This window comes from Vogesella indigofera, from assembly GCF_003633895.1.
Classification (GTDB): domain Bacteria; phylum Pseudomonadota; class Gammaproteobacteria; order Burkholderiales; family Chromobacteriaceae; genus Vogesella; species Vogesella indigofera.
Genome location: NZ_RBID01000003.1, coordinates 1 through 20561, shown reverse-complemented (window position 1 = coordinate 20561; position 20561 = coordinate 1). Strand labels below are relative to the sequence as shown.

The following is a 20561-nucleotide window of genomic DNA, read 5'->3' as shown; positions in this document are numbered from 1 at the left end:
TCGGATGGGGTAACGCTACCAGTCATGATGGTAAGAAAATGAAAATTGCCCATCTCAGCAGCGCCCACCCGCGCCACGACATCCGCATCTTCGTGAAGGAGTGCGCCACGCTGGCCGCCGCCGGGCACGAGGTGCACCTGATCGTCGCCGACGGGCTGGGCGACGAGATCAACCGCGACGTGCGCCTGCACGACGTCGGCGCCAAATCCGGCGGTCGCCTGTCGCGCATGACCGGCACGGTGAAGCGGGTGTACGACAAGGCGCTGGCGCTGATGCCGGACGTCGCGCACTTCCACGACCCGGAGCTGATCCCTGCCGCGCTGCGCCTGCAGCAGGCAGGCATCCGCATCGTCTACGACGTGCACGAGGACGTGCCGCGCCAGGTGCTGGCCAAGCACTGGATACCGGGCATGGCGCGGCCGTGGGTGTCGCGCGGGGTGGAAACGCTGGAGGACTACGCCGCGCGCCGTTTCGACGCCATCGTCGCCGCCACGCCGGTGATCCGCGAGCGCTTCGCGCGCGCTGGTGCGCGCCGTAGCATCGACGTCTGCAACTACCCGATCCTGGCCGAGCTGGTGCGCGACACGCCGTGGAGCAGTCGTCGCAACGAGGCCTGCTACCTGGGCGGCATCAGCCGTACCCGCGGCATCGAGCCGATCATCGCCGCGCTGCCGGATTCCGATACCCGGCTGAATCTCGCCGGCATCTGGAGCGAACCGGACCTGAAGGCCGCCTTGCAGCGCGAGGCCGGCTGGAGCCGCGTCAACGATCTGGGCGTGCTGGACCGTGCCGGCGTGGCCGAGGTGCTGGCCGCCAGCAAGATCGGGCTGGTGACGCTGCTGCCGACGCCCAGCTACGTCGAGTCGCTGCCGATCAAGCTGTTCGAGTACATGGCCGCCGGCATGCCGGTGATCGCCAGCGATTTCCCGCTGTGGCGCGGCATCGTCGAGGATGCCGGCTGCGGCCTGCTGGTCGATCCGCAGGACCCGCGCGCCATCGCCGACGCCATCGCCACGCTGCTGGCCGACGACGCGCGCGCGCAGGCGATGGGCGAGGCCGGCAAGCGTGCGGTGCTGGCCAAATACAGCTGGGCCGCCGAGGCCGACAAACTGCTGGCGCTGTACCGCCAGCTGCAGGTGACGACATGAAGGAGACGACATGAACTGGCAAACCGCCCCGCAAACCCTGCTGCTGGTGTCGCTGCCGCTGGGCCTGCTGTTTACCCTGCTGCACTGGGGGCTGTACGACATGCCGCTGACGCTGGGCAATGTCGCCACCCACCTGGTGGTGGCGATGGTGTACGCGATCTGGCAGCTGCGCAGCAACGCCTGGTTCGCGAAGCTGCGCGACAACGACTACGCGCGCTGGCGCCGTGTCGCCGCCGGCGGCCAGCTGCGCTTTTTGTTCGCCTATGGCCTCGCCAGCAAGGGCATGGCGCTGGCCTGCCTGATGGTGGGCATGAACTGGGCCTACAGCGGCGCGATCCCGACCTCGGAACGGCTGATGAGCGACGGCATGATCTGGTCGATACTGGGGGTGTGGTTTGCCCGCAACGACTGGAAGCGCATGCAGCGCGGCGCCGGGCTGGAACCGTGAACCGTCGTGCCTGAGCGGGAGCCTGCGATGAACCGACCCCATACCAGCCTGCCGCTGCGTCTGCTGCGTGCCCATCCGCGCCTGCTGGTTGCCATCCTGTTTGGCGTGCTGCTGGCGCGGCTGGCGCCGTGGTTCAGCCCGATGCCGCCGCTGACCGCCTTTCTGGTCGGCTGGAACGGCGGCGCCTGCCTCTACCTGCTGCTGGCCGCGCACATGATGCGACAGAGCGACGACGACAAGATCCACCGCCACGCGCAGGTGCAGGACGAGGGCCGCCACGTGCTGCTGCTGCTGGTGGTGCTGTCGGCGCTGGTGTGCCTGCTGGCGATCGTGGTCGAGCTGTCGCTGGCGCGGCCGCTGGGCGGCGTGCAGCGCCTCGGCCATATCGCGCTGAGCGGGCTGACCATCGTCACCTCGTGGCTGTTCACGCAGACCATGTTCGCGCTGCACTACGCGCACAGCTATTTTCTGGCGCGGCACCGTCGCCAGCCGCCGGGGCTGGATTTTCCCGGCCAGGAAACCCCGAATTACAGCGATTTTTTCTACTTTTCCGTGGTGATCGGCACCTCGGCGCAGACCGCGGATGTCGCGCTCAGCTCGCGCGCGATGCGCCGCATCGGCACCCTGCACTGCATGCTGTCGTTTGCCTTCAACACCACGGTGCTGGCGCTGATGATCAACATCGCCGCCGGGCTGATGTCGCTGACCCCTTAACCGAACAGACCCGATAACGTGCGCATTCTCTACATCAATCACTACGCCGGCAGCCCGCGGCACGGCATGGAATTCCGCCCCTACTACCTGGCCCGTGAATGGGTGAAGGCCGGGCACGAAGTCCACATCGTGGCGGCGGACTACTCGCACCTGCGCCAGCACAACCCGACGCTGGCGGCCAACTACGCCGACGAGGACATCGACGGCATCCGCTACACCTGGTGCAAGACGCCCAGCTACGAAGGCAACGGCCTGAAGCGGGTGCTCAACATCTTCCGCTTCCTCGGCCGGGTGATGGGCCTGTCCGGGCGCTATTTCAAACAATGGCGGCCGGACGTGGTGATCGCCTCGTCCACCTACCCGCTGGATACCGTGCCGGCGGCGTTCATCGCCGGCAAGACCGGCGCCAGGCTGGTGTACGAGGTGCACGACCTGTGGCCGCTGACACCGGTGGAGGTGGGCGGCATGAGCCCGAAGCACCCGTTCATCCGCCTGCTGCAGTGGGCGGAAGACTTCGGCTACCGCAAGGCCGACACCGTGGTGTCGATGCTGCCCTGCGCCCGCGACTACATGCTGGCGCACGGCATGGCGCCGGAAAAATACGTGGTGATTCCCAACGGCGTGGACGTCGCCGAGTGGCAGGGCGCCAGCGAGCCGCTGCCGGCCGAGCACCACCAGCAGCTGGCGCAGCTGAAAGCCGACAAGCGCTTCATCGTCGGCTATGCCGGCGGCCACGGCCTGGCCAACGCGCTGGACTTCCTGCTGCAGGCGGCCAGCCAGCTGCCGCAGGAGAGCGGCGTGCACATCGTGCTGGTCGGCGACGGCCCGGACAAGGCAGCACTGGTCAGCCAGGCGCAGGCACTGGGGCTGCAGAATGTCAGCTTCCTGCCGTCGATTGCCAAGCGTGCGGTGCCGGCGTTTCTGGCCGAGTGCGACGCGCTGTACATCGGCTGGCGCAAGCTGCCGATCTACCGCTTCGGCATCAACCCCAACAAGCTGTTCGACTACCTGATGGCGGCCAAGCCGGTGCTGCATTCGGTGGAGGCCGGCAACGACATGGTGCTGGATGCCGGTGCCGGCATCAGCGTGGCGGCGGAAGACGCGGCGGCGATCGCCGACGGCCTGCAACGACTGGCGGCGCTGACGCCGAACCAGCGCGGCCGCATGGGCGCCGCCGGCAAGGCTTACGTGCTGGCGAAGCACGACTACGCGGTGCTGGCCAGACGCTTTTTGCAGGGCCTCCGCTGAAAACCGCCTGTAGCCCGGAAAAGCGCAGCGCATCCGGGGATATGCACCCGTTAAGGTCGCGGCCAAGGTTGGCCGCATCACATCAGGACAGGCATGAACCAGTGCCGTCGCCCGGATATGCCACCGGCGCATCCGGGGATTCGAAACCGGCAAGGCTTGCGGCCAACCTTTTGACAATGAGCACAGCATGAGCCAGCAACAACACATCCGCTTCGATTTTGCCGACGGCCTGCGAGGGCTGGCCATGCTGGCCGTGGTGCTGTTCCACTACACGCAGATCTTCTGGCAACGCCGCGACCGCATCGGCGAGGTGATGCACCTGCCGCCGCTGGACGGCTACCACGGCGCTTCCTTCGTGCTGCCGTTCAACCTCGGCGCGGTGGGGGTGGGGCTGTTCCTGCTGATCTCCGGCTTGCTGATCCCGCTGTCGCTGACCCGCATGGGCGCGGCGCGCTTCGCGGTGTCGCGCGTGTTCCGCATCTACCCCACCTATTGGGCCGGGCTGGCGCTGAGCGTTGCCGCGCTGTGGCTGGCGTCCTGGCTACCCGGCGGCGAGTTCGACGTGACCCGCGCCGATGTGCTGGGCCACGCCAGCATCGCATTCCAGGACTGGCTGGGCGGTCGCAACATCGACCCGGTGATGTGGACGCTGAAGGTGGAGCTGTGGTTCTACGCCATGCTCAGCGCGGCGTTCGCGCTGACCGGGCGGCGCATCAAGTGGGCGATCTGGCTGCTATTGCCGCTGATCGGCTGGCTGTGCCGCTTTGCCGCGCCCAACCCTTTCCAGACCATCGTCTGCTACTTTCCGCTGATGTTTGCCGGCTGCTGGCTGTACTTCTACCAGACCGGGCAGGCCGGCAAATGGGAAACCGTGCTGCACTTCCTCGCCATGCTGGGCCTGTTCGTGTGGGTGACCAACTGGCACAGCGCCGAGCTGTACGCCAGCTACGGCATCGGCGTGGCGCTGTTCGTCGCCGGCGCGCTGTGGCCACGGCTGGTGGCGGCGCCGTTGCTGGTGCGGGTGGCGGGTGTCAGCTACGCCTGGTACGTGTGCCACTCGGTAGCCGGTTACGCCATCCTGTTCGCGCTGGCACAATACGGCACCCCGTGGTGGCTGATGGTGCTGCTGGCGCTGGCGGCGACTTGGTATCTGGCGCTGGCGATCAACCGCCTTGTCGAGTTGCCGACGCAGAAGATCGGCAAGCGGCTGGCGGACAAATTGAAGTGACGCGGCCAAGGTTTCAGGTTTTGAGGTAGATCGGCTTAGCGCAGCGTAACCCGGCAAGGTTGGCCGCAGTGGGGTAGGTTGGGCTTCGCAGGCTCAACCCAATCTGTGAGATGGAGTTTTGGTGCTAAGTGTAGAGAATACAGAGTGAGTGCACATGAAAAATATTAGAGAAATAATTTTATATACCATTCTCCTGCTTGGTGGGTTTTCTTTAGGGGTGTTTTTTCAAGTATTCAGAGAATTTATCTTGCCGTTCTCAATGGGGAAAATTGGTGACGCAGCAAGTTTGGTGTCGGCTATCGCTGCAATTCTTACGCTATTTCTTGGGCTGTATGTGGCAAGGCAGTGGAAAGATCAATTAAAATATGCAGAGGAAGTTGAAGCACTAGTTACTCTTAGAGGTGAACTTCGTGCATTTTGCATGTCATGGTTTAATTATGTTGATAAAAAATTTTCTGAAAAGAATTTAATTCGTCACACACCGTTGGATTATGAGGATGAGCGTGATGCCTTTATTGCGGCTAGACATGCTTACACGTGGTGTTGGAATCAGGTTGATGGATTTGAATTAATTGATAAACATGATTTTAAATCTATCAATCCTGTTAATTTGATATGTGAATTTAATAGTAGGTGTGCTAAATCTTTTGGATTAAGTCCGGATGAGGCGAGGGAAGTAAATTCCGAATATATGGATTACCTTGGCTCTGTTCTGTGTGATGGTGTGAAAGAAATAAATAGAGCATTGAAAGAATTGAGAAAATGACTGAACAAAAATTCCTCCCCTTCGCCCTGCCCGACATCGGCGAAGACGAAATCAACGAAGTGGTCGATGCGCTGCGTTCCGGCTGGGTGACCACCGGCCCCAAGACCAAGCAGTTCGAGGCCGATTTTGCGGCGTTTATCGGTGACGGCGTGGAAGCGATTGCCGTCAACTCCGCCACCGCCGGCCTGCATCTGGCGCTGGAGGCGGTCGGTATCGGCCCGGGCGACGAGGTGATCGTGCCCAGCTACACCTTTACCGCCACCGCCGAGGTGGTGCGCTATCTCGGCGCGCATCCGGTGTGTGTCGATGTCGATGCGGCGACCTTCAACATCCGTCCGGAGGCGATCCGCGCCGCGATCACGCCGAAGACCAAGGCGATCATGCCGGTGCATTTCGCTGGTCTCGCCTGCGACATGGACGCCATCATCGCCATTGCCCGCGAGCACAAGCTGAAGATCGTCGAGGACGCCGCCCACGCGATGCCGACGTACTACAAGGGCAAGCTGATCGGCACGCTGGATTCCGATGTCACCGTGTTCAGCTTCTACGCCAACAAGACCATGACCACCGGCGAGGGCGGCATGGTGGTGTCCAAGAACAAGGACATCATCGCGCGCTGCAAGGTGATGCGCCTGCACGGCATCAGTCGCGACGCCTTCGACCGCTACACTTCCAAGACGCCGGCCTGGTATTACGAGGTGGTCGCGCCCGGCTACAAGTACAACATGCCGGACACCGCCGCGGCGATGGGCATCCACCAGCTGAAGAAGATCAACGCCTTCCTGGCCAAACGCGAAACCTTGGCCGCACGCTACGATGAGGCGCTGGCCGACCTGCCGCTGATCCTGCCGGTGCGTCCGGTGGACGCCGGTAGCAACCACGCCTGGCATTTGTACCCGGTACGCCTGAAGCCGGAAGCCGGCATCAGCCGCGACGACTTCATCGTGCGCATGGCGGAGCTGGGCATCGGCTGCTCGGTACACTTCATCCCGCTGCATCGCCAGCCGGTGTGGCGCGATGGTTACGGCCTGAAGCGCGAGGACTTCCCGGTGGCCGACGCGGCGTTCGAGGCCGAGGTGACGCTGCCGCTGTACACGCGCATGACGGACGACGACCAGCGCCGCGTGATCGCCGCGGTGCGCGAAGTGCTGGGCAAGTGATGAGCGACAAGCCAGAAAACAAGCAAGGCGTCGCGAGCGGCGCGGAGGCAGGGCGGGCGGCGCGCAGCGACCGAGAGAGTACGGACGGTACCGCGCGAGCATCGGCCAACGCCGCAGACGAGTCGCGCAGCAGCTTTGGGCTACCGGATAATCTGCGGCCAACCTTGGCCGCTACCCACGGCTCGCCGATCGTCAAGCGGCTGTTCGACCTGACGGCGGTGCTGGCCGGGCTGTGGCTGATCTGGCCGCTGCTGCTGGCCATCGCGTTGTGGGTGAAGCTGGATTCGCCGGGCCCGGTGTTCTTCCGCCAGGTGCGGGTAGGCCGCGGCGGCCAGCTGTTCCGCATCCACAAGTTCCGCACCATGCAGATCAATGCCGAAGCCGCCGGCCAGCTGACGGTGGGCGCCGACGCCCGCGTCACCCGCGCCGGGCGCCTGCTGCGCAAGACCAAGCTGGACGAGCTGCCGCAGCTCTTGGACGTGCTGTTCGGCGACATGAGCCTGGTCGGGCCACGCCCGGAGGTGCCGAAGTACGTGGCGCTTTATCCGGCGCGGGTGAAGGAGGTCGTGCTGTCGGTGCGCCCCGGCATTACCGACTGGGCGTCGATCCGCATGATCGACGAGAACGAGCTGCTCGGCAAAGCGGCGGATGCGGAAAAGATGTATATCGAATCGATCCTGCCGCAGAAGCTGGATTACTACCTGCAATACGCGCGCAGCTACACGCTGTGGGGCGATGTGCAGATCATCCTGGCCACCTTGCTGAAGATCGTGTCGCGCTAGGCTTGCGGCCCTGTCTGCGGCCAACCTTGGGAACAACATGCTGGAAAAACTGCTGTCCTTCTCGCGCCACCACAAGATGGCGCTGTTGATGCTGCTGGATGCGCTGCTGCTGCCGCTGGCGCTGTGGAGCGCGGTGCTGCTGCGCCTGGGCGGCAACTGGGACCCGAAGCTGGACCCGTACCTGTGGATCTTCGCGGTGCCGCCGCTGTGGGTGCTGCCCATCTTCATCAAGCTGGGCCTGTACCGCGCGGTGCTGAAGTTTCTGGATGACCGCATCGTGTACACCGTGTTCGTCGGCGTGTCGCTGTCGGTGCTGCTGCTGATGGCGGTGATCCTGATGGCTGGCATCGCGCCGTTCCCGCGCACCGCGATCGTGATCTTCTGGGTATTCGCGATGGCCTATATCGGCGGCAGCCGCTTTTTCCTGCGCGGCATCGTGCGTCGCATCGACGCGCTGGACGCGCCGCGGCGGCCGGTGATCATCTACGGCGCCGGCCGTGCCGGCCTGCAGCTGATGGCGGCGCTACAGGAGGGCCGCGAATACCGGCCGCTGGCCTTTGTCGATGACAACCCGCAGCTGTGGCGCCGCACCTTCCGCGGCCTGACGGTGCACGATCCGCTGACCCTGCCGCAGCTGCTGCAGGACAGCGGCGCGGAGGCGATCCTGCTGGCGATGCCGTCGGCCAGCCGCGGCCGCCACCGCCAGATCCTGGAGCAGCTGGAAACGCTGCACGTGCCGATCAAGCGCCTGCCGGGGATGGCCGATCTGGTGTCCGGCGAGGTGCGGGTGGAAGAGCTGCGCGAGGTGGAGATCGACGACGTGCTCGGCCGCGACCAGGTGCCGCCGCAGCCGGAACTGTTGGCCGCCAATATCCGCGGCAAGGTGGTGATGGTCACCGGCGCCGGCGGCTCCATCGGCGCCGAGCTGTGCCGCCAGATCGTGAAAAACCGGCCGGCGCGCATCGTGCTGTTCGAGCTGAGTGAATACGCGCTGTACGCGATCGACCAGGAGCTGGCGCGGCTGGCGCCGGCGGTGGCGCGCACGCCGGTGCTGGGCAGCGTCACCGATACGGCACGGCTGAGTTCGGTGCTGCAGGCGTTCGCGGTGGAGACGGTGTACCACGCGGCGGCTTATAAACACGTGCCGATGGTGGAACACAATCCGGTGGCCGGCATCGTCAACAACGCCTTTGGTACCGACAGCTGCGCGCAGGCGGCACAGGATGCCGGTGTCGCCACCTTCGTGCTGATTTCCACCGATAAAGCCGTGCGGCCAACCAACGTGATGGGCGCCAGCAAGCGCCTGGCGGAGCTGACCTTGCAGGCGCGCCACGCCGCCGGCAGCCGCACCCGTTTCGTGATGGTGCGCTTCGGCAACGTGCTGGGCAGCTCCGGCTCGGTGGTGCCGCTGTTCAAGCAGCAGATCGCGGCAGGCGGGCCGGTGACGCTGACGCATCCGGACATCACCCGCTACTTCATGACCATCCCCGAGGCGGCGCAGCTGGTGATCCAGGCTGGCGCGATGGGCGAGGGTGGCGACGTGTTCGTGCTGGACATGGGCGAGCCGGTGAAGATCATTGACCTCGCGCGGCGCATGATCCACCTCTCCGGGCTGGAGGTGCGCGACGACTACCATCCGCACGGTGACATCGAGATCCGCTGCACCGGGCTGCGTCCGGGCGAGAAGCTGTACGAGGAGCTGCTGATCGGCGACGGCGTGCTGGCCACCGACCATCCGCGCATCATGCGCGCGCAGGAGTACCACCTGCCGCCGGCGCAGCTTGCCGGCCATCTGGCGGCCTTGCGCGAGGCCTGCGCCGCGCTGGACGCGCCGCGCGCCTTTAGCGAGCTGCAACAGGTGGTGCACGAATTCAAGGCGGCGGCGCACACCGCCGACTGGGTGGCACAGGCCAGCAGCAGCGGCGACTGAAGCCGCCACGTCCCACACCGCCCGTCATGCCAGCCATGACGGGCGGTTTTTTTATGGCCGTGCGGCGGGGGCAGGGCGTTCGGAAATCCGGATGCAGATCGGGTGGGTATTCGGTCTGCCGTTTTGATGGCCGCTCATGACGAGAGTATTCCTTGTAAATCAATGGTTTGATCGTGGTGAAGGCTGGCACGGTCTGTGCTGTAGGGGCTGCCAATAGAAAACGGCACGCCAGATGCCGTACGCCGGCCTGGCCGGAACCACGAAAGTGTTATTGACCCTCATATGCATGGAGTCCCCGTGAAACTGAATCGACTGACAACGATGATCCTGGCCGCAATGGTTCTGGGCATCATCACCGGTTATGCCTGGCGCGAGATGGCCGGCAGCCCGGAAGCCATCAAATCCTTTGCCGACAATCTGTCCATCCTGACCGACGTCTTCCTGCGTCTGATCAAGATGATCATCGCGCCGCTGGTGTTCTCCACCCTGGTGGTCGGCATTGCACGCATGGGCGACTCCGCTACCGTTGGCCGCATCGGCGCCAAGGCGATGGGCTGGTTCGTGACCGCCTCGCTGGTATCCCTGATGCTGGGCCTGGTGATGGTCAACCTGCTGAAGCCGGGTGTCGGCCTCAGCCTGCCGCTGCCGGACATTACCGCCAGCTCCGGCATCGAGAAGGGCGCGCTGACACTGAAGGACTTCATCGGCCACCTGATTCCGAAGAGCGTGTTCGACGCGCTGGCCAAGAACGAGATCCTCGCCATCGTGGTGTTCTCGCTGTTCTTCGGTACCGGTGCCGCCGCCATCGGCGACAAGGCCAAGGGCCTGATCGACGCCATCGACGCGGTGGCCCACATCATGCTGAAGGTCACCGGCTACGTGATGAACTTCGCGCCGTTCGCGGTGTTTGCCGCAATCGCCGGCATGGTGGCGAAAGAGGGCCTGGGCATCCTGTCCACCTACGGCAGTTTCATGGCCCAGTTCTACATGTCGCTGAGCCTGTTGTGGCTGGCGCTGCTGGCCATGGGGGCGATCTTCCTGAAGGGCCGCGTCATCGAGCTGCTGCGCGCGGTGCGCGAGCCGGCACTGCTGGCCTTCTCCACCGCCAGCTCCGAGGCTGCTTATCCGAAGACCCTGGATCGCCTGAAGCGCTTCGGCTGCTCCGACCGCATCGCCAGCTTCGTGCTGCCGATGGGTTACTCGTTCAACCTCGACGGCTCGATGATGTACTGCACCTTTGCGACCATCTTCATCGCCCAGGCCTACGGTATCGACCTGACGCTGTCGCAGGAAATCACCATGCTGCTGATCCTGATGGTGACGTCCAAGGGCATGGCCGGCGTGCCGCGCGCGTCGCTGGTGGTGATCGCCGCCACCCTGGCACAGTTCAACATTCCGGAAGCCGGCCTGCTGCTGCTGCTGGGCGTCGACCACTTCCTGGACATGGGCCGCTCCGCCACCAACGTGCTGGGTAACGCCATCGCCGCCAGCGTGGTAGCCAAGACCGAGAAGGAACTGACTGCCGCGCTGCCGCAACTGGATGACGATGATGACATCGAGCCGCAGGGCCGTGACGTCGAGCTGCAACCGGCACTGGCCAAGCAGGGCTGATAGACTGCGCGTTTTGCGCTGCCGCCGCCCGGCGGCAGCCTGTCATTCCGGAGTCTTGCCATGAGTCGCGACGAACGTTTTCTCAGTCCCGCCCAGCTTGCCGAGCTGGCCCCCGCACTGCAGCGCCAGCTGGATAGCGAGTTCGGGGTGGAACTGGGCACGTTCGACGCGCAGTCGCTGCTGCTGTTTGTTGCCGGGCGCATCGGCCCGGCGATCTACAACCGTGCACTGGCCGACGCCCGCAGCGCGCTGGATGCGCGCATGGAGTCGCTGCAGTCTGCACTGTGGGAGCTGGAGCGCGACTGAAGGCGCCCGTTGATGTCATGAAAAAGGTTGGCCGCATGATCACTCATGCGGCCAACCTTTTTTGCGTGCGGCCGGCAGAGCGTTTACGCTGCTGGCCATTGCAGGAGGTGTGCTATGGAAACCCGCTGGCTGGAAGACTTTCTGGTATTGGCCGAGACCGGCAGCTTTACCCGCTCCGCCGAATTGCGCCACCTGACGCAACCGGCGTTCTCGCGCCGCATCAAGGCGCTGGAGCAGTGGTTGGGCGCCGACCTGATCGATCGCACCACCTGGCCGACACGGCTGACGCCGGCCGGCGAGCTGCTGCTGGACAAGGCGCGGCAACTGGTCGGCGAGCTGTCCAGCACCCGCACCCTGCTGCGCGGCCTGCACGCGGCGGACGGCACCACGTTGACGCTGGCGGTGCCGCACACGCTGTCGTTCGGCTTCGTGCCGCGCTGGCTGGCGGACGAGCGCACGGCGCTGGGCGAGGTGTCGTGGCGCCTGCTGGCGCACAACGTGCACGACGCGGTGGTGGCGCTGGTGGAAGGCAATGCCGACCTGCTGCTGTGTTACCACCATCCGCGCCATCCGGTGGAGCTGAGCGCCGGCCGCTATCCCGGCCTGCGCCTGGGCAGCGAGACGCTGGGGCCGTTCGCGCGCGCCATGCCCGACGGCCAGTCGCAGTGGCAGCTGCCCGGCAGCAGCGCCGCGCCGCTGCCCTTCCTCGGCTACGGCCCGAACGCCTACTTCCGGCGCATGACCGACCTGATCCTGGAGCGGGCACCGGCGGTGTGCGCGCTGCGGCAGTGCTTCGAGACCGACATGGCCGAGGGGCTGAAGGCGATGGTGCTGGAAGGGCACGGCGTCGCCTTCCTGCCGCACAGCGCGGTGCAGCGCGAGCTGGCGGCCGGCCAGTTGTGTGCCGCCGGCGGCGAGCAGTGGACGCTGCCGATGGAGATCCGCGTCTACCGCGATGCGCGACGCGAACTGCCGGCGCTGGATGCGCTGTGGCAGCAGCTGGCGGCGCGCTATCCGGCGGTGTAGCGCGGCACAATCCACTATCGCGGCCAACCTTGCAACGAGATTGACCGAATTTTATTGTCTTTTGACCTCGCATTGACTGCATGATCGACGATCATGCAAATCCTGCATCATCCCATCGCCATTCGGAATTGGTCGGGGCTGTCATGGCGGCGCTACAGTGGCGGCCATCCTTCCCCACACAAGAACACCACCATGTCGACCCGTCTTGAACACGATCTGCTCGGCGACCGCGAGGTCCCTGCCCACGTTTACTGGGGTGTGCATACCCTGCGCGCCATCGAGAACTTCCCGATTACCGGCCAGACCATCGCCGGTTACGGCGACCTGATCCGCGCGCTGGCGGTGATCAAGCAGGCGGCGGCGCAGGCCAACCACCAGCTCGGCCTGCTCGGCACCGTGCACAAGGACGCAATCGTGCTGGCGTGCGAGGAAATCCGCGGAGGCAAGCTGCACGAGCAGTTCGTGGTCGACGTGATCCAGGGCGGTGCCGGCACCTCCACCAACATGAACGCCAACGAGGTGATCGCCAACCGCGCGCTGGAGATCCTCGGCCACGGCAAGGGCGAGTACCAGTACCTGCACCCCAACGAGCACGTCAACATGGGGCAGAGCACCAACGACGTGTACCCGACCGCGCTGCGGCTGGCGACGTTCTGGGGTGTGCAGCGCCTGCTGGCGGCGATGGCGCGCCTGCGTGACGCCTTCGACGACAAGGCCGACGAATTCGGCGGCGTGCTGAAGATGGGCCGCACCCAGTTGCAGGACGCGGTACCGATGACCCTGGGTCAGGAATTCCGCACCTACGCGGTGATGCTGGGCGAGGACGAGCAGCGGCTGTACGAAGCCAGCGCGCTGATGCTGGAGATCAACCTCGGCGCCACCGCCATCGGCACCGGCATCACCGCGCACCCGGACTACACGCCGCTGGTGTGCGAAAAGCTGTCGGCGCTGACCGGCATCGCGCTGCAGACCGCCCCGAACCTGATCGAGGCGACCCAGGACTGCGGCGCCTTCGTGCAGCTGTCCGGCGTGCTGAAGCGGGTGGCGGTGAAGCTGTCCAAGAGCTGCAACGATCTGCGCCTGCTGTCGTCCGGGCCGCGTGCCGGCCTCGGCGAAATTAACCTGCCTGCCCGTCAGGCCGGCTCCTCGATCATGCCGGGCAAGGTCAACCCGGTGATCCCGGAAGTGGTGACCCAGGTCGCGTATGAAGTGATCGGCAACGACATGACCGTCACCATGGCCGCCGAGGCTGGCCAGTTGCAGCTGAACGCCTTCGAGCCGGTGATCGCCTACAGCCTGTTCCGCAGCGTCAGCCATCTGGCCGCGGCCTGCGACACGCTGCGCGACAACTGCGTGGTCGGCATCACCGCCAACCGCGACTACCTGCTGGACACCGTGCACCGTTCCGTCGGGCTGGTGACGGCACTGAACCCGTACATCGGCTACGCCGCCGCCACCGAAGTGGCGACCGAGGCGCACGCCAGCGGCGGCAGTGTCTACGACATCGTGCTGCGTCGTGGCCTGCTGACGCGCGAGCAGCTGGACAAGCTGCTGCAGCCGGAAGCGCTGACCAGCCCGCGCTGGGTCACGCTGTAAGTTTGTAGGTCCCTTTATAGGGCGTCGTCGTGCGGTTCTCCGCATGGTGACGCCTTTTTTTGTGGCGGTTCGAGTGGGGGGCAGGGAGAGGCCGCAGGGCGAAGTGTCTTGGCAAGGCGGCAGAATCGGTTTATACCGCTTTTGTGCATTGCACAAAAAGGAGGTCCCATGACCCAGCCCTTGTTACCCTTGCTGTTGGCGGTCAACGCCGTGTTGCCGGCCTTGTGCCGCCGCCAGTGTCGCAGCAGCTTTGCCCTGTGGCATTCGTTGCTGTTTTTCGGTTGGCGCACCGTGCAGTCCGGTGCGCCGTGGCCGCAGCAGTATCAGCGCCTGCAACGCCGTGGCGAGGCGGACTGGCTGGCGTGGCAGCACGAACAGCTGGCGCTGTGCCAGACGCTGGCGGCGGCCGGCGATCCGTCGCCGCTGTGCGGCCAACCTTGCCCGCCATCACGCGTGCCGCGGCTATGCCAGCATCTGGCCGATGGGCTGTTGCTGTATGCGCGGCGCCGGCTGACCGCGCCCTGAGAAGCTGCTCACGCCTGATATCCAAGTGGCTGATCCTTCGTTGGCATTGGCCAAAAAATGCGTATTGATATCAACATCAACGGCGCTTTTTTGGTCTATTCCCCTTGTCTGGCTTTGGCTCACGAGATCGTGAACAGGTTCTGACGCGCATAGAAAAAAGCCTCCGCATGCGGAGGCTTTTTTCATGGTGCCAAGGTTGGCCGCAGCCTTACCAGGCGCTGTGCCACACGTCCAGCAGCTCGCTGCATTCCACGTCGCTGACTTCGGCGCGCGCCTGCAGCCAGGTGTTCAGCGCGTTGCGCATCTCGGCGGTCACTGCCACGCCGTTGATCGGGAACACGATGCCGTCCAGCTGGCCATCGCTGAAGTGGCCGCCAAAGCTGACACCGTGCTGCTCGACCGCGTCCAGCCAGGCATCCAGCAGGCCGTCGTGGGCGCCGGCAGCGGCGTCTTCTTTCAGGTTGGCAATCACGGTAAAGCCCAGTTCCTGGAACTCACCAACGCGCAGCTTCTTGCGCTGGCGGGGTTTCAGGCGTTTCAGGCGCTGGCGGGAATTGGCATTGATCATGGTGACATCTCCAGGGTAAGTGCGGACAGGGCGCGATGATAACGCGCCCTGCCCGGGGTAACACAATTATTTGCGGCGGCGGCGCGTTACAGCCCCAGTTGCTGCCACAGGCTGTCCACGCGCTGGCGGGTGGCGGCGTCCATCACGATCGGGGTGCCCCATTCGCGGCTGGTTTCACCGGGCAGCTTGTTGGTGGCGTCCAGCCCCATCTTGCCGCCGAGACCGGACACCGGGCTGGCGAAGTCGAGATAGTCGATCGGGGTGTGCTCGATCAGCGTGGTGTCGCGCACCGGGTCCATGCGCGTGGTGATCGCCCAGATCACTTCCTTCCAGTCGCGGGTGTTGACGTCGTCGTCGACCACCACGATGAACTTGGTGTACATGAACTGGCGCAGGAAGCTCCAGCAGCCCATCATCACCCGCTTGGCGTGGCCGGGGTACTGCTTCTTGATCGACACCACCGCCATGCGGTAGCTGCAGCCTTCCGGCGGCAGGTAGAAGTCGACGATCTCCGGAAACTGCTTCTGCAGGATGGGCACGAACACTTCGTTCAGCGCCACGCCGAGGATGGCCGGCTCGTCCGGCGGCTTGCCGGTGTAGGTGCTGTGGTAGATAGGGTTCTCGCGCATGGTGATGCGGTCGATGGTGAACACCGGGAAGCTGTCCTGCTCGTTGTAGTAGCCGGTGTGGTCGCCGTATGGGCCTTCCATTGCCATGTCGTTGGGGTGGATGTGGCCTTCCAGCACGATTTCGGCGCTGGCCGGTACCTGCAGGTCGGAGCCGAGGCACTGCACCAGCTCGGTGCGGCTGCCGCGCAGCAGGCCGGCAAACTGGTATTCCGACAGCGTATCCGGCACCGGGGTCACCGCGCCCAAGATGGTGGCCGGGTCGCAGCCGAGTACCACCGCCACCGGGTAGGGCTTGTCAGGGTTGGCCGCACGGAACTCGCGGTAGTCCAGCGCGCCGCCGCGGTGCGCCAGCCAGCGCATGATCACGCGGTTGCGGCCGATCACCTGCTGGCGATAGATGCCGAGGTTCTGGCGTTTCTTGTTGGGGCCGCGGGTCACGGTCAGGCCCCAGGTAATCAGCGGCGCCACGTCGCCGGGCCAGCAGTGCTGGATCGGCAGCCGGGCCAGGTCCACGTCGTCGCCTTCCCACACGATGTCCTGGCACGGCGCCTTCTTCACTTCCTTCGGCGCCATCGACAGCACCTGCTTCAACAGCGGCAGCTTGTCCCACGCGTCGCGCAAGCCCTTCGGCGGTTCCGGTTCTTTCAGATAAGCCAGTGTCTTGCCGATTTCGCGCAGCTGCATCACGTCGCTGGCGCCCATGCCCATCGCCACGCGCTTGGGGGTGCCGAACAGATTGGCCAGCACCGGGATGTCGTAGCGCTTGTCGCCCTGTTGAGGTGTTTCGAACAGCAGCGCCGGGCCGCCGGCCTTCAGCACGCGGTCACCGATCTCGGTCATCTCCAGGTGCGGCGACACCGGCACGCTGATGCGCTTCAGCTCGTGCTGTCGTTCCAGTTGGCTAATGAAGTCTCGCAGGTCGTGGTATTTCATGATCGTTTCATGATCTAACGCAAAAACCCTGTTTCAGAGCAAGGTTATTCTTGCCGCACGTCTTCGCCGTGCTCGACAAGTTGCTGGTCAATTAAGAGTGCTTTGGCGAACAAGAAGAATTTTCGCAGAACTTGCTTGGAGATAACCATGAAAAAATTCGCTATCGCCGCCATTCTGGCTTCCTTGTCCGCCGGTGCCTTCGCGGCACAGGGCGACATCATCGCACGTTTGCGTATTGCTAACGTAAATCCGCAAACTTCGGTAAACGACACCCTGCAAGCGCTGAATGTTGATGTCAAGGATGACACCATTCCCGAGCTGGACTTCACCTACATGCTCACCAACAACATTGGTGCCGAGCTGATCCTGGGTACTTCCAAGCACGACATCACCGCTGGCGGTGCCAAGATCGGCTCCGTGAAAGTGCTGCCACCGACACTGACGCTGCAGTACCACTTCAATCCGGAAGGCCAGTTCCGTCCGTACGCCGGTGCCGGTATCAACTACACCCGCTTCTACGGCTTCAAGGATGACTCCGGTCTCGGCCTGTCCATCAAGAAAAACAGCTTCGGTCCAGCACTGCAGGTTGGTATCGACATGCCGCTGACCAAGGATGTGTTCCTGAACCTGGACATGAAAAAAATCTGGATCAAGACCAAGGTTGACTCCTCCGTTGCTGGCGGCAATGTCGGCACCCTCGACATCAATCCGCTGGTGACCAGCGTCGGTATCGGCATGAAGTTCTGATCGACCGGCTGCGGCTGGCATGAAAAAGGGCGCTGCGGCGCCCTTTTTGCATGACTCGGGTACAATGCGTCTATTCCAAGGAGATTGTGATGAGCAGCTGGGTAGCGCAGGCGGTACAAAAGATCGAGGCAGACTTCAATCGCTCCAGCGATACGCACCTGATTCCCTTGCCGCTGCCGGGGCTGCCCGACATCCAGCTCTATTTCAAGGACGAGTCCACCCATCCCACCGGCAGCCTCAAGCACCGCCTGGCGCGCTCCCTGTTCCTCTACGGCTTGTGCAACGGCTGGATCAAGGCCGGTACCAGCATCATTGAGGCGTCCAGCGGCAGTACCGCAGTGTCGGAAGCCTACTTCGCCCGTCTGCTGGGCTTGCCGTTCATCGCGGTGATGCCGCGCAGCACCTCGGCCGAGAAAATCCGCGCCATCGAGTTTTACGGCGGGCGCTGTCACCTGGTAGATGATCCGGCCACCATCTATGACGTGTCGCGGCAACTGGCGCAGCAGCTGGACGGCCACTATATGGACCAGTTCACCTACGCCGAGCGCGCCACCGACTGGCGCGGCAACAACAATATCGCCGATACCATCTTCCGGCAGATGGCGCTGGAACCGCATCCGGTGCCGGAGTGGATCGTGTGCGGCGCCGGCACCGGCGGCACCAGCGCCACCTTTGGCCGCTACGTGCGCTACCAGCGCCTGGCGACGCGGGTGTGCGTGGTGGATCCGGAAAACTCGGTGTTCTACGACAGCTACTATAGTGGTCAACGCGACCAGCAGTGTAGCGGCGGCTCCGGGGTGGAAGGCATCGGCCGCCCGCGTGTCGAGCCGTCCTTCATTCCCGGGGTGGTGGATCACATGATCCGCGTGCCGAACGTCGCCAGCTATGCCGCGGTGCATTTTCTGGAGGAAGTGCTCGGGCGCAAGTGCGGCGGCTCCACCGGCACCAATTTCTACGGCGTCTGCCAGCTGGCGGCGGAAATGCAGCGTAACGGCCAGAGCGGCAGCATCGTCACGTTGCTGTGCGACGACGGCAACCGCTATCTCAACAGTTACTTCGATCCCGCCTGGCTGGCGCAAAATGGTTACGACATCGCGCCATGGCTGACCCGTTATCGCCGCTTCTTCCACGATGGCGTCTGGTCGGAGGCGCAGGCCTGAACCGCTTGCCTGGCCATACGATACCGATGAGTTCCGCTCCCGTTCCCCACGTTTCCGATCGCAGTCATGTCGCGCTGCATGCGGCATTGATCAATGCCGCGCTGATTGTGTTCCTCAGTGCCTATCCGTTTAGCGGCTGGCAGGACACCGGTTTGCCGTTGTTCGACTTCTTGTTCTACCCGCTGCCGTACTACACCCGCTTTTTCGACAATGCCGTCAACCTGCTGATCTATATTCCCTACGGCTTCAGCCTGGCGCTGGTGCCGCATCGCAAGTGGCAGGGCTGGGGGCTGGCGATGGTGGTGGCCAGCCTCAGCAGCGTGCTGGTGGAGACGCTGCAGCAGTTCCTGCCGCTGCGCGTCGCCTCCAATCTTGACGTGCTGTACAACGTCGGCGGCGCCGCCTGCGGCGCGACGCTGGCGACGTTTCCGCTGTTTTCCCGCTTCTGGGCGCAGGGAAAGGCCTTGCGCCGGCGCTGGTTCGTCAGCGACAGCAGTGCTGACTACGCGTTGCTGCTGATCGGATTGTGGTTCCTGACGCAGCTGAATCCGGCGATTCCGCTGTTCGGCATGGTGGTGTTGCCGGAAGGATTGCCGCAGCCGTATGTCTCGCCGCTGCAGGATCCGCAGCTATTCCTGATGCTGATCGAAGGCGGCAGCGCGATGCTCAATCTCGCCGGCAGCCTGCTGTTCCTGACCTGCTTCCTGAGCCGGCGCCAGTACCAGTTGCGCGCCATCGTCTACTTCCTGCTGACGGTTATCGTGCTGAAGCTGGTCACCGCCGGTGCGCTGCTAAAGCCGGCATTATTCTTCCAGTGGGTCAACCTCAATGTTGCGCTGGGTCTGCTTGGCGGCCTGTTGCTGGTGTGGGCGGTGACGCGCGGCCAACGTTGGCCGCAAACCCTGGCCGCCATGCTGTGCCTGCTGCTGTCACAGCTGGTGGTGTCGTTCTGGCCGCTGTCCGGTCTGCAGTCCGACGTGTTGTCGCTGTTCCGCTGGAGCTACGGCCACCTGTTGAACATGAGTGCGCTGGTCGACCTGGTGGCCGACTTGTGGCCACTGGCGGCATTTGCCTGTCTGCTGCTGTCGCTCAGGCAGCAGGGGCGGCACTAATTGCCAGTCGCGGCAACTGGCTCAGGTTGCCGATGCGGTAGTCGACCCAGCACGGCTTGCGCTTCTGCTGGCTGATCCACACCGTCCGCATGCCCAGCTGTCGTGCCGTGCGCAGGTTGGCTGCAGAATCTTCCACCATGATGCAGTGCTCGGCGGCAATCCCACTTTGACGCAGCACCTGCCGAAACGCGGCCGCCCGCGGCTTGGGCTGGCCGAAGCGTTCGATGCCGAACACCTCTTCAAATAGATGGCCAATGCGCATGTGCTCGATCAGCGCCTCTACATAGTGTTGCGGACCGTTGGAAAACACCCACTTGCGTCCCGGCAGGTGGCTCAGCAACTGCGGTAGCTGATTGCTGCTGTCGATCAGGGGTAATAGTTCGTCCATGTCGTGGGTGTGGCGCAGAAAATGGTCGGCGTCGACACGGTGATGTCTGACCAGGCCGCCGAGAGTCGCGCCGTAGCGATGCCAGTACAGCTTGCGCAGGCGGTGCGCCTCGTCTTCGTCAACCTGCAGGTGTTGCATGATGTAACTGGTCATTCTCAGCGTAATCAGCGGAAACACCTGCGCGCCGGCGTGGTGTAGCGTGTCATCAAGATCGAAAAGCCAGTGTCGTTGCATGAATTAATGGGAGCTTGGTAGTTGGAAGGAGTCGGGCGTCCAGCGTAGCAGAGCCAATCCGGCTTGGGTTTTCAATTTTGTTCAGGCTGCTTGCTTATTGAAATCAATGGTTTGTGGTTTTTGTGTCGAAAAGTCCGTTTGCGGGTGTTGACGCGGGTGGCGGGCTTCGCTATAGTTTGCCTCCTCAGCTGACGCCGCAAACGAAACGCGACGCAGCACTGCTCTTTAACAGAACGAATAACCGATAGGTGTAAGTGTCTGGCTTAGCCAAATACTTGCACTGTCAAGATTCTGAGAAACGA

20 protein-coding genes are annotated in these 20561 nt (G+C 63.9%); 17 read left to right on the top strand and 3 right to left on the bottom strand.

Going from position 1 to position 20561, the window contains the following annotated elements; genetic code table 11:
* Positions 1 to 38: 38 nt before the first annotated feature.
* The 14 genes from C8E02_RS01375 to C8E02_RS01315 all read left to right on the top strand — a co-directional run bounded on the left by C8E02_RS01375 (position 39) and on the right by C8E02_RS01315 (position 14488).
* Complete coding sequence (locus C8E02_RS01375) at positions 39 to 1148, top strand: glycosyltransferase family 4 protein (RefSeq protein WP_120809375.1); 1110 nt, start codon at positions 39 to 41, stop codon at positions 1146 to 1148.
* 10 nt (positions 1149 to 1158) lie between these two features.
* Positions 1159 to 1596, top strand: coding sequence for a hypothetical protein (locus C8E02_RS01370; protein ID WP_047967663.1), 438 nt, complete (start codon positions 1159 to 1161; stop codon positions 1594 to 1596).
* A 27-nt stretch (positions 1597 to 1623) separates the two neighbouring features.
* Positions 1624 to 2310, top strand: a complete 687-nt coding sequence (locus C8E02_RS01365) for a DUF1345 domain-containing protein (protein WP_047967662.1) — start codon at positions 1624 to 1626, stop codon at positions 2308 to 2310.
* Positions 2311 to 2328: 18 nt separating this feature from the next.
* Complete coding sequence (locus tag C8E02_RS01360) at positions 2329 to 3558, top strand: glycosyltransferase family 4 protein (protein WP_120809374.1); 1230 nt, start codon at positions 2329 to 2331, stop codon at positions 3556 to 3558.
* A 187-nt stretch (positions 3559 to 3745) separates the two neighbouring features.
* Positions 3746 to 4786 carry an acyltransferase family protein gene (locus C8E02_RS01355; RefSeq protein ID WP_120809373.1) on the top strand — a complete coding sequence of 347 codons (1041 nt, stop codon included), beginning with the start codon at positions 3746 to 3748 and terminating at the stop codon, positions 4784 to 4786.
* Positions 4787 to 4940: 154 nt separating this feature from the next.
* Entirely contained in the window at positions 4941 to 5552 is a 612-nt protein-coding gene (locus C8E02_RS17105; RefSeq protein ID WP_147424408.1) for a hypothetical protein, read from the top strand.
* Positions 5549 to 6712: a DegT/DnrJ/EryC1/StrS family aminotransferase gene (locus C8E02_RS01350; RefSeq protein ID WP_120809372.1), complete on the top strand. Its 1164-nt coding sequence runs from the start codon at positions 5549 to 5551 to the stop codon at positions 6710 to 6712. Before C8E02_RS17105 ends, C8E02_RS01350 begins: the two co-directional genes overlap by 4 nt.
* On the top strand, positions 6712 to 7494 hold the full coding sequence (locus tag C8E02_RS01345; RefSeq protein ID WP_211329130.1) for a sugar transferase: 783 nt from the start codon (positions 6712 to 6714) through the stop codon (positions 7492 to 7494). Before C8E02_RS01350 ends, C8E02_RS01345 begins: the two co-directional genes overlap by 1 nt.
* Positions 7495 to 7531: 37 nt before the next feature.
* Entirely contained in the window at positions 7532 to 9424 is a 1893-nt protein-coding gene (locus C8E02_RS01340) for a polysaccharide biosynthesis protein (RefSeq protein ID WP_120809371.1), read from the top strand.
* A gap of 297 nt (positions 9425 to 9721) precedes the next feature.
* Complete coding sequence (locus C8E02_RS01335) at positions 9722 to 11035, top strand: dicarboxylate/amino acid:cation symporter (protein ID WP_120809370.1); 1314 nt, start codon at positions 9722 to 9724, stop codon at positions 11033 to 11035.
* 60 nt (positions 11036 to 11095) lie between these two features.
* Positions 11096 to 11341, top strand: coding sequence for a DUF2164 domain-containing protein (locus C8E02_RS01330; protein ID WP_047967656.1), 246 nt, complete (start codon positions 11096 to 11098; stop codon positions 11339 to 11341).
* 114 nt (positions 11342 to 11455) lie between these two features.
* Positions 11456 to 12367 carry a LysR substrate-binding domain-containing protein gene (locus tag C8E02_RS01325; protein ID WP_120809369.1) on the top strand — a complete coding sequence of 304 codons (912 nt, stop codon included), beginning with the start codon at positions 11456 to 11458 and terminating at the stop codon, positions 12365 to 12367.
* Between the two features lie 192 nt (positions 12368 to 12559).
* The gene (aspA, locus tag C8E02_RS01320) at positions 12560 to 13963 is read left to right on the top strand and encodes an aspartate ammonia-lyase (protein WP_120809368.1); all 1404 of its coding nucleotides are present in this window, start codon (positions 12560 to 12562) and stop codon (positions 13961 to 13963) included.
* Positions 13964 to 14131: 168 nt separating this feature from the next.
* A complete protein-coding gene (locus C8E02_RS01315) occupies positions 14132 to 14488 on the top strand; it encodes a hypothetical protein (RefSeq protein ID WP_147424407.1) in 357 nt (118 codons plus the stop codon).
* Between the two features lie 208 nt (positions 14489 to 14696).
* On the opposite strand, the gene C8E02_RS01310 is transcribed toward C8E02_RS01315, so the two are convergent.
* Both C8E02_RS01310 and ubiD read right to left on the bottom strand, forming a co-directional pair.
* Positions 14697 to 15056, bottom strand: coding sequence for a YggL family protein (locus C8E02_RS01310; protein ID WP_120809366.1), 360 nt, complete (start codon positions 15054 to 15056; stop codon positions 14697 to 14699).
* 86 nt (positions 15057 to 15142) lie between these two features.
* Complete coding sequence (gene ubiD, locus C8E02_RS01305) at positions 15143 to 16618, bottom strand: 4-hydroxy-3-polyprenylbenzoate decarboxylase (RefSeq protein ID WP_047967651.1); 1476 nt, start codon at positions 16616 to 16618, stop codon at positions 15143 to 15145.
* 147 nt (positions 16619 to 16765) lie between these two features.
* Between ubiD and C8E02_RS01300 the strand changes: the two genes are divergently transcribed.
* The 3 genes from C8E02_RS01300 (at position 16766) to C8E02_RS01290 (ending at position 19637) form a co-directional block, all read left to right on the top strand.
* Complete coding sequence (locus C8E02_RS01300) at positions 16766 to 17365, top strand: OmpW/AlkL family protein (protein ID WP_120809365.1); 600 nt, start codon at positions 16766 to 16768, stop codon at positions 17363 to 17365.
* An 89-nt stretch (positions 17366 to 17454) separates the two neighbouring features.
* Complete coding sequence (locus C8E02_RS01295) at positions 17455 to 18525, top strand: PLP-dependent cysteine synthase family protein (protein WP_120809364.1); 1071 nt, start codon at positions 17455 to 17457, stop codon at positions 18523 to 18525.
* A 26-nt stretch (positions 18526 to 18551) separates the two neighbouring features.
* Positions 18552 to 19637, top strand: coding sequence for a VanZ family protein (locus C8E02_RS01290; protein ID WP_120809363.1), 1086 nt, complete (start codon positions 18552 to 18554; stop codon positions 19635 to 19637).
* Here the strand turns inward: C8E02_RS01290 and C8E02_RS01285 are convergent.
* Positions 19615 to 20259, bottom strand: a complete 645-nt coding sequence (locus tag C8E02_RS01285) for a pyrimidine 5'-nucleotidase (RefSeq protein ID WP_120809362.1) — start codon at positions 20257 to 20259, stop codon at positions 19615 to 19617. The two genes, C8E02_RS01290 and C8E02_RS01285, sit on opposite strands and share 23 nt — an antisense overlap.
* Positions 20260 to 20561: the final 302 nt, after the last annotated feature.

What these genes read in the sequence shown, in the direction of transcription:
- C8E02_RS01375 (WP_120809375.1), top strand. Translation starts at nt 39, where the DNA reads ATGAAAATTGCCCATCTCAGCAGCGCCCACCCGCGCCACGACATCCGC.
- C8E02_RS01370 (WP_047967663.1), top strand. Translation starts at nt 1,159, where the DNA reads ATGAACTGGCAAACCGCCCCGCAAACCCTGCTGCTGGTGTCGCTGCCG.
- C8E02_RS01365 (WP_047967662.1), top strand. Translation starts at nt 1,624, where the DNA reads ATGAACCGACCCCATACCAGCCTGCCGCTGCGTCTGCTGCGTGCCCAT.
- C8E02_RS01355 (WP_120809373.1), top strand. Translation starts at nt 3,746, where the DNA reads ATGAGCCAGCAACAACACATCCGCTTCGATTTTGCCGACGGCCTGCGA.
- C8E02_RS17105 (WP_147424408.1), top strand. Translation starts at nt 4,941, where the DNA reads ATGAAAAATATTAGAGAAATAATTTTATATACCATTCTCCTGCTTGGT.
- C8E02_RS01350 (WP_120809372.1), top strand. Translation starts at nt 5,549, where the DNA reads ATGACTGAACAAAAATTCCTCCCCTTCGCCCTGCCCGACATCGGCGAA.
- C8E02_RS01345 (WP_211329130.1), top strand. Translation starts at nt 6,712, where the DNA reads ATGAGCGACAAGCCAGAAAACAAGCAAGGCGTCGCGAGCGGCGCGGAG.
- C8E02_RS01340 (WP_120809371.1), top strand. Translation starts at nt 7,532, where the DNA reads ATGCTGGAAAAACTGCTGTCCTTCTCGCGCCACCACAAGATGGCGCTG.
- C8E02_RS01330 (WP_047967656.1), top strand. Translation starts at nt 11,096, where the DNA reads ATGAGTCGCGACGAACGTTTTCTCAGTCCCGCCCAGCTTGCCGAGCTG.
- C8E02_RS01325 (WP_120809369.1), top strand. Translation starts at nt 11,456, where the DNA reads ATGGAAACCCGCTGGCTGGAAGACTTTCTGGTATTGGCCGAGACCGGC.
- aspA (WP_120809368.1), top strand. Translation starts at nt 12,560, where the DNA reads ATGTCGACCCGTCTTGAACACGATCTGCTCGGCGACCGCGAGGTCCCT.
- C8E02_RS01315 (WP_147424407.1), top strand. Translation starts at nt 14,132, where the DNA reads ATGACCCAGCCCTTGTTACCCTTGCTGTTGGCGGTCAACGCCGTGTTG.
- C8E02_RS01310 (WP_120809366.1), bottom strand. Translation starts at nt 15,056, where the DNA reads ATGATCAATGCCAATTCCCGCCAGCGCCTGAAACGCCTGAAACCCCGC.
- ubiD (WP_047967651.1), bottom strand. Translation starts at nt 16,618, where the DNA reads ATGAAATACCACGACCTGCGAGACTTCATTAGCCAACTGGAACGACAG.
- C8E02_RS01300 (WP_120809365.1), top strand. Translation starts at nt 16,766, where the DNA reads ATGAAAAAATTCGCTATCGCCGCCATTCTGGCTTCCTTGTCCGCCGGT.
- C8E02_RS01295 (WP_120809364.1), top strand. Translation starts at nt 17,455, where the DNA reads ATGAGCAGCTGGGTAGCGCAGGCGGTACAAAAGATCGAGGCAGACTTC.
- C8E02_RS01290 (WP_120809363.1), top strand. Translation starts at nt 18,552, where the DNA reads ATGAGTTCCGCTCCCGTTCCCCACGTTTCCGATCGCAGTCATGTCGCG.
- C8E02_RS01285 (WP_120809362.1), bottom strand. Translation starts at nt 20,259, where the DNA reads ATGCAACGACACTGGCTTTTCGATCTTGATGACACGCTACACCACGCC.